Source organism: Candidatus Poriferisodalis sp. (assembly GCF_965208485.1).
In the GTDB taxonomy this organism is placed as follows: domain Bacteria; phylum Actinomycetota; class Acidimicrobiia; order Acidimicrobiales; family Poriferisodalaceae; genus Poriferisodalis.
On record NZ_OZ242344.1, the window covers coordinates 3,904,120 to 3,918,876 of the forward strand.

General features: G+C 67.1%; 3 protein-coding genes. All 3 read left to right on the plus strand.

Features of this window, described 5'->3' with window-relative positions; all coding sequences use genetic code 11:
- The first annotated feature begins 253 nt into the window (after positions 1-253).
- The 3 genes from ACOGXQ_RS18035 to ACOGXQ_RS18045 all read left to right on the plus strand — a co-directional run bounded on the left by ACOGXQ_RS18035 (position 254) and on the right by ACOGXQ_RS18045 (position 14,562).
- Positions 254-2,221: a hypothetical protein gene (locus tag ACOGXQ_RS18035; protein WP_419944986.1), complete on the plus strand. Its 1,968-nt coding sequence runs from the start codon at positions 254-256 to the stop codon at positions 2,219-2,221.
- 194 nt (positions 2,222-2,415) lie between these two features.
- A complete protein-coding gene (locus tag ACOGXQ_RS18040) occupies positions 2,416-4,767 on the plus strand; it encodes a CAP domain-containing protein (RefSeq protein WP_419944987.1) in 2,352 nt (783 codons plus the stop codon).
- 615 nt (positions 4,768-5,382) lie between these two features.
- The gene (locus tag ACOGXQ_RS18045; RefSeq protein WP_419944988.1) at positions 5,383-14,562 is read left to right on the plus strand and encodes a cadherin domain-containing protein; all 9,180 of its coding nucleotides are present in this window, start codon (positions 5,383-5,385) and stop codon (positions 14,560-14,562) included.
- Positions 14,563-14,757: the final 195 nt, after the last annotated feature.

Here is a 14,757-nt window from a genome sequence, read left to right on the forward strand (position 1 = left end):
GCCCGCGAATCGGGCAGGTCTGCGCATCGGCATCGCCACTGCTGCGACCAATCACCACACCCGGCATCCGATGGTCACCGCCGCGTATGCGATGACCATGCACCAGCTGACTGCCGGCCGGGTCTCGATGTCTAGTCTATTGAGATGTGCACTGAGACTGTGGTATAACGCGTCTGCGGCAGCAGCGTCCTGACGACACCCGGATGAGTGCGGTGAGTGCGCGCTGAAGTCCTGCGTGGAGATGGAGTCCTGTGTGGAACTGTTGAACCTCAAGTGGGGGGGGGGGGGGGTCAGGCGAGCCGTCGTCGTGGTCGCCGCACTGCTGCCGGCCTTGGCGGCGTTGCCGACTGCGGTGTCCGCACAGTCCGCTGGCGCATACGTGTCCGGCGCAGAGCAGTGGACCGAATCGGACTGTGCGGGTGACGTTCCGATCGTGGTGGCTTCTGACTCGCTGGCGCAGTCGGATGTGTACAGCGCCGTCGCACTTGCGGGAGCGCTCGACACTGAGTGTGTGATCTTGGCAGGACCCCGAGACGGGACCATGCCTGCTCGGCAGCGGCTGCGTCTGAGCGCCGCGGGCGAAGGCGGCTATGTGCTGGGCACCACCGGCGCGGTGTCTGCGTCGAAGGTCCTGGGCCGCAACCTGACGCGTGTGGGCGGCATCAATCGCTGGGCCACAGCGCATCTCGTCGGCGTCGAAGCCCGTGCCCAGGCCGGAGGCGGCGGCACGCCGAGGGTGCCGAGAACGGCGCTGAGCCTTCCCTCAGATGTGGAGCAGCCCGGTGTGGTTCTGGGCGGCGCTGAGGCGTGGGTCGCATCGGACTGCACGAACGACGTGCCGGTCATTGTGGGCTCCGACGCGAACGCGCAGTCGGACATCTACAGTGCCGTCACGCTCGCAGGGGCGCTCGGCACGGACTGTGTGGTCTTGGCGGGGCCTCGCGACGGGGACATGCCCGCCAGCCAAAGCGAACGTCTCGAGTCCGCCGACCAGGGCGGGTTTGTCGTCGGCGGCACCGCGGCGGTCCCCGAGGCCAAAGTGGCCGGCCGCGACGCCGAACGCGTCCAAGGCAGCGACCGCTGGGCCACCGCGCATCTCGTCGGGCGTACTGCCGCCGGCAAAGACATCGACACAGACTCTGGTTCTGATCCTGTCGGCGGCGAGTCTGGCGATGATCCTGTCGGCAAGGACCCCGCCGATGCGTTCCGCCGCGGTGACCCCGGCGATGATTCCGTCCTCAGGGATCCCGGCGCTGTGTCCCCCCGCAGCGACCCGACAATCACCGCCTTGTCCATCGGAAGCTGGCACATGTGCGCACTGCGCAGCGACAATTCTGTGAGGTGCAAGGCTGCCGGTCACTATGGATGGATATTCGGAAGCTCCGAGGTCTTGGGCAACAAGTTCGGGCAAGCGCGAAGTCCGGAGGGCATGTATACGGCTGTGAGCGCCGGAGGATGGCATACCTGCGGCCTGCGCAGCAACAGCGTGCTGAAGTGCTGGGGCCGCAACGACGCCCCCAGTCGGCAGACATCGCACCCCCGACCGTGTGTCGAATACAATGACGACGGATCCTGCCATCGTTACGGGGAGTACGAGTGGACGGCGATGGATACCGGGTTGTGGTATACGTGCGGGATCCGCGCCAACAAGAGGGTGTACTGCTGGGGTTCTTTTCCCTCGGGCCATCGAGCACAGGAGAAAACGCCGAGCGGCGATTTCACCAAAGTGAGTGCCGGAGGGTCCCATTCGTGCGGGTTGCGCACCAACAAGAAGGTGGCCTGCTGGGGCTTCGATTCCGATGGCCAGACGAATGCGCCGAACCACGATTTCACCGCAGTGAGTGCCGGCTATCGTCATTCGTGCGGGTTGCGCACCAACAAGAAGGTGGTCTGCTGGGGCGACAATGACTACGGTCAGACGAGTGCGCCGAACCACGATTTCACCGCAGTGAGTGCCGGGCACTTCCATTCGTGCGGGGTGCGTACCAACAAGCAGGTGGTCTGCTGGGGCCGGAACCTCCGCGGGCAGACGGATGTGCCGTCCGGCAGCAACTTCACGGCAGTGAGTGCCGGAATCATCCATTCGTGCGGGGTGCGCAGCGACGGTACGGCGACCTGCTGGGGCACGCTGCCGAGGAACTGGTGCAGTCCGTCCCCCGCTCTCACGAGCTCCGCGCTCGGCATCGAAGCGTTCAAAGGACAGTGCTCTACGACGCTGTAGCGATGGGAAGACGCTGCAGCGATGGGAATCTCGAGACGCTGAGTGCCGATCGGCGCAGACAGCGCCGCGCAGCGTTCGATTCTGCACTGGTGTGCCGGTGCTCGGAGCATCGACGGCATGGCGGTTGACTGCATGGTGACGGGTCGGCCGGTCTGCGAAGCCTGGTCAGTGTGCCTGTGCTAGGCAGGAGCCGGATGGCTGATGGCTTTTTCGGGCTTCGGTGTCTCTCGGCGCTGTTGGCAGCGTTCGCGGTGTTGGCCGTGTGCGCGCCGGCGGCGTTGGCTGACCTGCCGCCCGTGACGGTCCCTCCTGAGGCGGATGCCGAGTCTCCTGGCTCGCAGACGCCGCAGCAGGGAGCGGGTGGGGCGGCCGGGTCTGTGCGGGTGTACGTGCCGCCGGAATCGCAACGGAACTGTGCGGGCGATGTTGCGGTGGTGGTGGCGTCGGATGCTGCGGCGCAGTCGGACATTTACTCGGCGGTGACGTTGGCGGGTGTGCTGGGCACTGATTGTGTGGTGTTGGCAGGTGCTCGTGGCGGGTCGATGCCTGCGGCGCAGCGGGAGCGGCTGGAGGCTGCTGCTGTGGGCGGTTATGTGGTGGGCGGCCTGGGGGCGGTGCCGGCTGGGAAGGTGGCGGGGTTGGGCTTGAGCAGGCTGGCAGGGTCGAATCGGTGGGACACGGCGCGTTTGGTGGGAGCGGAGGCGTTCGTGCTGGCCGGCGGCGACGGCGCGGAGAGCGAGCGCCGTGTTGCGGCGTCGGCGGGCGCGCAGGATCCTGGCCGCGATTGTGCGGGCGATGTTGCGGTGGTGGTGGCGTCGGATGCTGCGGCGCAGTCGGATCTGTATTCGGCGGTGACGTTGGCGGGTGTGCTGGGCACTGATTGTGTGGTGTTGGCAGGTGCTCGTGGCGGGTCGATGCCTGCGGCGCAGCGGGAGCGGCTGGAGGCTGCTGCTGTGGGCGGTTATGTGGTGGGCGGCTTGGGGGCGGTGCCGGCTGGGAAGGTGGCGGGGTTGGGCTTGAGCAGGCTGGCAGGGTCGAATCGGTGGGACACGGCGCGTTTGGTGGGCGAACTGGCCCGTGAGCTGGCCGCGGTCCCGCACGAACGCCCCGACCCCGGCAGCGAGTCCGACGAAGACTCCGAGGAGTTCGAGTCCGGCAAAGACGGCGGCCCGACTGCTGAGGAGACTCGTCGAGCGGAACGTGAGATGCTCCGCCAGATCAACGAACTGCGCGTCGAACGCGGCTTGTCTGCGCTCGACGCGAACGAAAACCTCACCCAGCAGGCGCGAGATTGGTCCGCAGTCATGCGCGAACGAGGTCGGCGTGATCCGGATCCCTTCTATACCTCGCGGTATCCATCCGGATGGAGCGCTGCCGGCCAGAACGTTGCCCACGAGAAGTCCGATGCGGCGCTGATAGAGAAGGTCAGCGACGTCATGCAGCGCATGATCGACAGCCCAGCCTCCCTCCGGGAGATCATCGGCAGCGAATTCGACTCGGTGGGTGTCGGCATCGTCGTGGACGGCGACGAGATGTGGGCAACACAGTACTTCGGAGACCTCTGCTGGTTCCCCAACGGACTCTGCGATATCACCCACGCCGATATTCGGAGCGCGGAGCGTGAGATGCATCGCCAACTCAACGAACTGCGCACCGGCCTCGGATTGGAACCGTACAAGCTCAGCGAGAATCTGTCGCTGGTCGCACGCACATGGGCCGAGACGTTGCGGGACCGAGAGATACACCCCCCCGAGCACAATCCCGACTTCCAGGACTGGTATCCGCCCGGCTGGACGATCGCTGGTGAGAACTTGGCTTGGTTCTTCAATCTTGATTCGCTGCTGGACAAGGTCGACTCGGCCATGCAAGGACTGATCGACAGTCCGGGCCACTACCGCAATCTGGTGCACGAGACCTTCAATGAGGTGGGCATCGGCATCGCTGTGAGGGGCCGCGATTTCTGGGTGATTCAGAACTTCGCCAGGTGCAGTGCCTTGTGCACCACTGGCAGCGTGAATATTCCCCCCGCAGGTTCACGAGGCATCGGCGATTCCGACGGAGAATCCGGCGAAGACTCCGAAGAGCCGGTGCCCGGCCAAGAAGCCGCCCCGACAGTCGCGGAGATACGAGACGCGGGACTTGAGATGCTGCGCCAGATCAACGTATTGCGCGCCGAACGCGGCCTCGCGCCGTACGCTCACAATGACAACTTGGCCTTGGTTGCACACACGTGGGCCGATGCGCTGCGGCTTCGAGGCAGCAACCTTCTGCACAATCCCGACTACGGCGATTGGTATCCGCCGGGATGGACTTTGGCCGGCGAGAATCTGGCCTGGGCGCTCAGTGTCTCGCCGCTGCAGGCCAAGGTGGACCTCCTCCTGAGAGAATTGATGGGCAGTCCGGGCCATCACGCCAACCTGATGCATGCCGAGTTCAATGAGGTGGGCATCGGCATCGTGGTGCAGGGCGACGCCATCTGGATTGTTCAGAACTTCGCCAGGTGCAGTGCCTTGTGCACCACCGGCAGCGTGAATATTCCCCGGTGAGCGGGTGGTGTGGGAAGCGGAGCAGTTCGCGTTGGACGGCTTCGTGGACCCTGTCGGACCCGACCCTGTCGGGCCGGTCGGGGCGCTGTCGGCCGCGGCGCGCTCTCCTGTCCGGCCGGCGGGGGCTTCGGCGTGCTGATTCGAGTGCGCTGATCTGCTGTTTCCCCGAACCCTGTCGTCTCAGTGCTACATTGCCGTACCGACCCCGACGGCGACGTCGTGGCCTACACCGTGACCGGCGCCGACGGGCGCCGTTCGAGCGCCGGGTCGCCCAGAACCGGATGTGGGTCGCATTGACCCGATTGCAGCAGCCCGACTGCACCGAGCGTCTGCGATCATCTGCGCTGGCTGCGGTCCGCGGCACCTCTGCTTCAGCCCCGCGGTCGGCGCGTGGTCCGCTGAGTTCTGGGCACGGTCGGCTACCCTGCGGGCCGCATGCGGGCATCCCGGTTGTTTCAGCGCTTGCCGGGGCAAGCTGCCCGTACTTCCATTGCGGATCGAGTCCGCGTCCCGGTCGCTGCAGCGCGTTCCGGGGCCGGCTGCGGGAAGCAGCCGGCGGAGCGTCGGCGGGTTCCGATGCTGCGTACCCCCCCCCCCCCCCCCTGAGGTGTGTTCATGAGGTTGTTGCGTGCGGGAGCGGCGTTGGTGTTCGGTGCGTCGTTGGTGCTGGTGTGGGCCGATCCGGCGTCGGCTTCGAACAGCCAGCCGTTTTTTCTCGACGGCCAGAACGGTTCGATGCTCGCTGACGGGGAGTCGCTGACGTTCAGCGTGTCCGAGCACGCATCAGCGGACACGATCGTCGGCAACGTCTACGTGCAGGACTCCGACCACGACATGGTGCAGATCGTTGTGGGTGCATCCACGGAGGCGAACAGGGCCTTCAACTGGGACAATTTCGGCGGCAAGACGTTGCGGATAGTGGTCAGCGGACGGCTGAATTACGAGGCGAAGTCGTCGTACACGCTCCCAGTCACGATCCTGGACTACAAGGACTCTGCGGGGAACGCGGACTCGGCCGTCGACGACACGGTCGAGGTGACGATCAACGTCACTGACGAGGACGATCCCGGCAGGCTCTCGGTCAGCGGGGCCTCCCAGGTCGATGCCACGCTCCAAGCGAGGGTGACCGACCAGGACCTGACGTCGGCGGAAGCCGTCTCTTGGCAGTGGTCCCGCGGGAACCTTCCCGGCGGAGCGTTCGCCGACATCGCCGGCGCGACGTCTGCGAGCTATACGGTCACCGACGACGACGACGCAAAGCACCTGCGTGTCACCGCGGGCTACGACGACGGCCATGGGTCGACCAAGTCGTTGACGCTCACCACGGCGCGGGTCGGCACGCTGGCGTCCAACGTGATGCTGTCTCCCAAATCGAGCACCGAACGTCCTCCCAGCGCGCAGGGATTCACCACCGGCAGCAGCCCCGACGGCTACGACGTGACCTCAGTCGGCATCCACGTGCACCGGGACAGCGTCACGGACCCGGTGCTGGTGCGCTTGCACGCCGCCACTGCCGACAGCGGACCCGGCGCGGCGCTCGCCGAGATGTCCGGTCCCGCCGCAATCCAGCCGAACGCGGTCAACACTTTCAGCACGCCTGCGGGTCAGCGGGTGCGGCTCGAGGCCGACACGGCCTATTTCGTCGTCGTCGACACGCCGGAGGGGTCGAGTCGCGCCAAACTGACAGAGCTCGAAGTAGGCGACGCCGAGGATGCAGGCAAATCGCCCGGCTGGGGAATCCACGAGGATGCCTGGAGCTTCGCCTTCGGAGGACCCGACAACACGGGGCGGTGGTCCAAACGGGGTCACCGGCTGGCGATCCATGTCGGAGGCGTGCCGCGGTCGGGGTCGGGCAATAGCGAACCCGCGTTCGGCCAGTCCTCGGTGTCTCTGCCCGTCGACGAGAACGCTGAGTCGGGCACCGTGGTGGGCACTGTGGCGGCGGCCGCGGACAGCGACGGAGACGTGGTCTTCTACTCAGTGGCGGCGCGCTCGCCCTCGGCGGAGCACCAGACCGGCTTCGACGAGTTCAACGAGGCATTCGCCTACGATCCCGAGACGAGCCAGATCACCGTCCGCGAGTCGGCTGTGCTCGACTTCGAGAACGGCACGACGGAGTTCTTGGTGACGGTGCAGGCCACGGACGGGCTGGACGCCTCGGGCTACACCGAGCCGATCGATGCCCGCACCGTCGACGACACGATCGAGGTGACGGTCCGCGTCGAGAACGTCGACGAGCCCGGCACCGTGAGCTTCGACGGCACGCCGGAGCTGGACGTCGAGATCACAGCAGAGCTGAGCGACCCCGACGGGAGCGTCACATCCGAGCAGTGGACATGGGCACGCGCCGACACCGACGACGGGCCGTTCTCTGCGATCTCCGGCGCTGCCGGCGCCTCGTACACACCCGGTGTCGGCGATGTGGGCAAGGTGCTCAGAGCCACCGTGACGTACCACGACGCGTCGTCGGCCACGGTTCAGCGGCAGGCGCACGCCGTCACAGAACCGGTGAGCGGCTCGACGGAACCGCAGTTCGTCGAGGGCACCGCGACCTACAGCATCGAGGAGAATTCCCCGGGCGGCACCCCCATCGGCACTCCTGAGGTGCTGCTGCGCAACAGCGCCGACCAGAACAGGCTGGCTTTCACCGTTACTGGCGCCGACGCCGCCGCATTCGACACCGACGGCCCGCTCAGCCTCGACGCCTCCACCGGCGCTATCGCCGTCAACGACGCAAGCAGCGCCGCGGCACTGGACTTCGAGACCAAGCAGACCTACACGGTGACCCTGGAGGTCACCAACGGCGTCGACGACAACGGTGACCCCGACACCACAGCTGACAGCACCATCGACGTCACCATCAATGTCACCAACGTTGACGAACAGAATCCCGACGGCTTTGTGAGGTTTATAAACGCTAGTGCGTTCCTCCTCCTCGTAGGGCACCAAGAGGAACCGGACGGCCTCATGGGCAATCCCACTTGGCAGTGGTGCAAGTCCGCCAGCGCGGACGGACCCTTCTACGAGATCGGCGACCCCGCGACCACAAATACAGTCCTCCGCCGCCCGACATCGGACGACCACGGCACCTATCTGCGTGTCGTGGCCACCTACAACGACGGTCACGGCGAGGGCAAGAAGGCCTACGCCGACTACATGGTGCCCGGCACCGGCGGCACCGTCGACACAACCGCTGACCGGTGCGACGACGGCACCGTCACCGAGCAAGTCAACAGCGCCCCGGAGTTCGACGCTGCGACGGCGACGGCGACGGTGAACGAGAACGCCACCTCGGGGATGCTGGGGACGTTCCTCGCGGCCGACCCCGACGGCGACGCCGTCACCTACACCGTCACCGGCGCTGATGCTGCCGCATTCGACGACGGGGCGACGTTCGAGTGGGATACGACCACCGGCGCGGTCACGGTGAGGGCTGCTGCGGCGATCGACTACGAGACCAAGACCTCCTACAGCGTGATGCTCAACGTCAGCGACGGCAAGAACCCCGCAGGGGACCCAGACCCGGCTGTCGACGACACGCTCGTTCTGACCATCGAGGTCGTCAACGTCGACGAGCCCGGCACGGTGGACTTCGACGTGGCGCCGACGCAGGGTGTGCCGCTGACTGCGTCGCTGACCGACCCCGACGGAAGCGTCACCGCTGAGCAGTGGACATGGGCACGCGCCGACAACCCCGCCGGGCCGTTCGCCGCCATTCCCGGCGCCACCAGCGCCGCGTACACGCCCGCCGCCGGCGACCTGCGCAAGGTGCTCAGAGCCACCGTCGCCTACCACGACGCGTCGTCGGCCACAATCCAGCGGCAGGCGCATGCCGTCACCGCAGCAGTGAGCGGATCGGCGCCGCCGGAGTTCGGCCAGGCGTCGGCGACCGTGACAGTGGACGAGAACGCCACGTCGGGGGTGCTGGGCACGTTCCTCGCTGTCGACCCTGACGGGGACGACGTGGCCCACACCGTGACCGGCGCCGACGCTGCGGCGTTCGACGCGGGCGGCTCGTTCAGCTTCGACGCCTCCACCGGCGCGGTCACGGTGAGAGCCACCGCGGCGATCGATTACGAGACCAAGAACTCCTACAGCGTGACGCTCAACGCCAGCGACGGCAAGAACCCCGCAGGGGAGGCAGACCCGACTGCAGACGACACGCTCGTTCTGACCATCGAGGTCGTCAACGTCGACGAGCCCGGCACGGTGACCTTCGACGTGGCGCCGACGCTGGACGTGCAGCTCACAGCAGAGCTGACCGACCCCGACGGAAGCGTCACCGCCGAGCAGTGGACATGGGCACGCGCCGACAACCCCGCCGGGCCGTTCGCCGCCATTCCCGGCGCCACCAGCGCCGCGTACACGCCCGCCGCCGGCGACCTGCGCAAGGTGCTCAGAGCCACCGTCGCCTACCACGACGCGTCGTCGGCCACAATCCAGCGGCAGGCGCATGCCGTCACCGCAGCAGTGAGCGGATCGCTGCCGCCGGAGTTCGGCCAGGCGTCGGCGACCGTGACAGTGGACGAGAACGCCACGTCGGGGGTGCTGAGGACGTTCCTCGCGACCGACTCCGACGGCGACGATCTGGTCTACACCGTGACCGGCGCCGACACCGCCGCGTTCGACGCCGGGGCGACATTCGAGTGGGACACGACCACCGGCGCGGTCACGGTGAGAGCCACCGCGGTGATCGATTACGAGACGAAGAGCTCCTACAGCGTGACGCTCAACGTCAGCGACGGCAAGAACTCCGCCGGGGAGGCCGATCCTGCTGTCGATGACACGCTCGCGTTGACTGTCGATGTCGTGAACGTCGACGAGCCCGGTGTGGTGGACTTCGACGTGGCGCCGACGCTGGACGTGCAGCTCACTGCGATGCTGGCCGACCCCGACGGAAGCGTCACCGCTGAGCAGTGGAGCTGGGCGCGTGCCGACGATGCTGCGGGGCCGTTCACCGCCATCGCCGGCGCGGACGCTGCTGCGTACACGCCCGTCGCCGGCGACCTGCGCAAGGTGCTCAGAGCCACCGTCGCCTACCACGACGCGTCGTCGGCCACGATCCAGCGGCAGGCGCATGCCGTCACCGCAGCAGTGAGCGGATCGGTGCCGCCGGAGTTCGGCCAGGCGTCGGCGACGGTGTCGGTGGACGAGAACGCTGTGTCGGGGCTGCTGGGGACGTTCCTCGCGACCGACTCCGACGGCGACGCGCTGGTGTACACGGTGACCGGGGCTGATGCTGCTGCGTTCGACGTCGGGGCGACGTTCGAGTGGGATACGACCACCGGCGCGGTCATGGTGAGGGACACCGCGGCGATCGATTACGAGACCAAGACCTCCTACAGTGTGGTGCTCAACGTCAGCGACGGCAAGAACTCCGCCGGGGAGGCCGATCCTGCTGTCGATGACACGCTCGCGTTGACTGTCGATGTCGTGAACGTCGACGAGCCCGGTGTGGTGGACTTCGACGTGGCGCCGGCGCTGGACGTCATGTTGACTGCGTCGCTGACCGATCCTGACGGGGGTGTCACGGCTGAGCAGTGGAGCTGGGCGCGTGCCGACGATGCTGCGGGGCCGTTCACCGTCATCGCCGGCGCGGACGCTGCTGCGTACACGCCTGTCGCCGGCGACCTGCGCAAGGTGCTCAGGGCGACGGTCGCTTACCATGATGCGTCGTCGGCCACGATCCAGCGGCAGGCGCATGCCGTCACCGTGCCCGTGAGCGGATCGGTGCCGCCGGAGTTCGGCCAGGCGTCGGCGACGGTGTCGGTGGACGAGAACGCTGTGTCGGGGCTGCTGGGGACGTTCCTCGCGACCGACTCCGATGGCGACGCGCTGGTGTACACGGTGACCGGCGCTGATGCTGCTGCGTTCGACGTCGGGGCGACGTTCGAGTGGGACACGACCACCGGCGCGGTCACGGTGAGAGACACCGCGGCGATCGATTACGAGACCAAGACCTCCTACAGCGTGGTGCTCAACGTCAGCGACGGCAAGAACTCCGCCGGGGAGGCCGATCCGGCTGTCGATGACACGCTCGCGTTGACTGTCGATGTCGTGAACGTCGACGAGCCCGGTGTGGTGGACTTCGACGTGGCGCCGGCGCTGGACGTCATGTTGACTGCGTCGCTGACCGATCCTGACGGGGGTGTCACGGCTGAGCAGTGGAGCTGGGCGCGTGCCGACGATGCTGCGGGGCCGTTCGCGCCCATTACTGGCGCGAACGCTGCTGCGTACACGCCTGGTGCCGATGATCTGCACAAGGTGCTCAGGGCGACGGTCACCTACAACGATGCGTCGTCGGACACGATCCAGCGTCAGGCGCATGCCGTCACCGCGCCCGTGAGCGGATCGATAGAACCGGAGTACGCCGAGGCGACGGTGACCTTCTCCGTCGAGGAGAACTCAGCAGGCGGCGCAGACGTCGGCACCCCGACGGTGCTGGTGCGCAACGTCGCCGACCAGTCCAGGCTGACGTTCGCGGTCACCGGCACCGACGCCGCCGCATTCGGCGCGAACGGCCCGTTCAGCTTCGATGCCTCGACCGGCGCCATCACCGTCGCCGACTCAGCCACCGCTACGGGACTGGACTATGAGACCAAGACGACATACTCGATGACGTTCTCTGTCACCAATGGTGTCGACGACCACGGCAACGCACAAGACCCGCCGATAGTCGACGACACCATCGATGTGACGATCGAGGTCGTGAACGTCGACGAGCCCGGCGTAGTGGTCTTCGACGTGGTGCCCGTAGCGGACGTCGTGATCACTGCGACGCTGACCGATCCTGACGGGGCTGTCACGGCCGCGCAGTGGAGTTGGGCGAGCGCCGACACGGCCGCGGGGCCGTTCACCGAGATCGTCGGTGCTGACGCTGCCGCGTACACGCCTGGTGTCGACGAGGTGCGCAAGGTGCTCAGAGCGACCGTCACCTACCGCGACGCGTCGTCTGCCACCGACGAGCGCGAGGCGCACGCTGTCACATCATCAGAAGTGGGCGGATCGGTGCCGCCCGAGTTCGCTTCTGCGACGGAGACGGTGACGGTGGAGGAGAACACCGCATCGGGAACGCTGGGCACATTCCTCGCGGCCGATCCCGATGGCGACGATGTGACCTACACCGTCACCGGCGACGACGCTGCCGCGTTCGACGTCGGGGCGACGTTCGAATGGGATACGACCACCGGTGACATCACGGTGAGGGACACCGCGGGGATCGACTACGAGACCAAGAGCTCATACAGCGTGGTGCTCAACGCCTCCGACAACAAGAACCTCGCCGGGGAACCCGACCCCGCCGTCGACGACATGCTCGCTTTGACCATCGAGGTCGTGAACGTCGACGAGCCCGGCGTGGTGACCTTCGACGTGGCGCCAGTAGGGGATGTCGTGATCACTGCGACGCTGACCGATCCTGACGGGGCTGTCACGGCCGCGCAGTGGAGTTGGGCGAGCGCCGACACGGCCGCGGGGCCGTTCACCGAGATCGTCGGTGCCGACGCTGCCGCGTACACGCCTGGTGTCGACGACCTGCGCAAGGTGCTCAGAGCGACCGTCACCTACCGCGACGCGTCGTCTGCCACCGACGAGCGCGAGGCGCATGCCGTCACATCGGCAACGGTGAGCGGATCAGCGCCGCCGGTATTCGAGGTTGCTGCGGTGACGGTGAGGGTGGAGGAGAACGCCACGTCGGGAACGCTGGGCTCGTATCTCGCGGCCGATCCCGAAGGCGACGATGTGACCTACACCGTCACCGGCGACGACGCTGCCGCGTTCGACGTCGGGGCGACGTTCGAATGGGATACGACCACCGGTGACATCACGGTGAGGGACACCGCGGGGATCGACTACGAGACCAAGAGCTCATACAGCGTGGTGCTCAACGCCTCCGACAACAAGAACCTCGCCGGGGAACCCGACCCCGCCGTCGACGACATGCTCGCTTTGACCATCGAGGTCGTGAATGTCGACGAGCAGCACCCCGACGGCTTCGTGCTGCTCACCTTCGAGAGCGATGTGCTCAGCGTCGAGCACCGCAGCGACCCGGACGGCCTCGTGGGCGAGCCCACATGGCAGTGGTGCAAGTCGGCTGCCGAGGCCGGGCCGTTCCACGAGGTCGGCGCTGCAGAGACTGCGAGCACGACGTCGCACACCATCGACGACACCGACCGTGGCATGTATCTGCGCGTCGTGGCCACCTATGAGGACGGCCTCGACTCGGGCAAGAAGGCCTACGCCGACGAGCTGGTGCCCGGCAGTGGCGGCATGATCGACACCAACGCCGCGATGTGCGATGACGGCAGCGGTGCCGACGTCGAGCCGGTGAACGGTGCTCCGGCGTTTGCGGCTGCCGCGGCGACGGTGACGGTGGAGGAGAACGCCACGTCGGGAATGCTGGGCGCGTTCCTCGCGACCGATCCCGATGGCGACGATGTGACCTACACCGTCACCGGCGACGACGCTGCCGCGTTCGACGTCGGGGCGGCGTTCGAGTGGGATACGACCACCGGTGACATCACGGTGAGGGACACTGCGGAGATCGACTACGAGACCAAGCGCTCCTACTTCGTGCATCTCAATGTCAGCGACAACAAGAGTCCTTCCGGGGAAGCCGATGCCGTCGTTGACGACATGCTCGCATTGTCCATCGAGGTGGTCGATGTCGACGAACCCGTCACGGTCGTGCATCCCGTCCCTCCGACTCCCGTCCGACCGCCGTCGGGCGGCGGCAGCCGCAGCGGCGGTGGCGGTAACGGCGGTGGCGGTGGCGGTGACAGCGGTGGCGGCGGCGGCGGTGATTTCGATGTGGGTGTGGCGACTCTGGTGGTGGCGAACGGGTGGAGTCCGGCCGATGTGGGTGTGGCGTCGGTCATGGCGGCGCGCATCGACAACGCGGTGGTGGCCTACACCGAGGGCGACAATCTGTCCACCGAGACCGCGGAACTGGCGCGAGAGACGCAGCCTGCGAAGGTGGTCATCGTGGGCGGCATCGCTGCGGTGACGCGAACTGTCCGCACGCGCATCGGCACCATGTCGCCGGGTTCCGACATTTCCCGCGTCACCGGCAATGACCGTGCTGACACCGCAGCGCGAGCGGCGCGCGAAGTCCTGGGGAATCCGACGAGGGTCGGGCCAGTCACGCTGGTGGTAGCGAACGGCTGGTCCCCGCCTGACATAGGCGCGGCGGCGGCGCTGGCAGCGAGCAGCAGGCGTGCGGCGGTGCTGTACACGCATCCTCGCGTGCTGCCCGAGGCGACTGCGGCGGTGCTGCGCGACTATGACGTATCCGAAGTGGTCGTCATAGGAGGCACTGCTGCGATCAGCGAGGCGACCGCCGATGAGATCGTCGCCGTCGCCGGTGACGAGGCAGAGTTCTCCCGCCTGACCGGCGCCGATCGCATCGACACAGCCGCGGCGGCAGCGCGGGAGGTGCTCGGGGAGCCTGCCGGCGCCGCGAGCGGGATCACATTGGTGGTTGCGAACGGCTGGTCCCCGTCCGACATCGGCGTCGCGGCAGCTTTCGCGGCCGCGACCGACAACGCCGCTGTTGCCTACACAGCCGGCGAGACTCTGTCGGAGACGACAGCAGGACTCCTCCGTGACTACCGGCCCAGCGGGATCGTCATCATCGGCGGCGCCGCAGCCGTCAGCGACGACACGCGCGCTGCCCTCCGGGAAGCTGCGCCCGACCAATCGATCGTGAGACGCATCACCGGCAGCACCCGCACACACACCGCCGCTCAGGCCGCCCGCCGCATACTCAGCCCCGGCACCCGACGCACGGTGGTTTGAGCCTTGATCGGTTCGGCAACAAGGCAGCCAATGTGCTGTGCTCCGAGAATCCGGATTCCTGTATTCTTTTGGGGCGCTACGGCCTTGGACAAGCGCTTGCGCCTCTGACTTCTCGCTGTTCAGGCGCTGAGCAGCGAGGTATCAATCCACCTGAGAGTTCCAGCGAACCCGAGTGAGCGGATCGAGTGAGCAAAG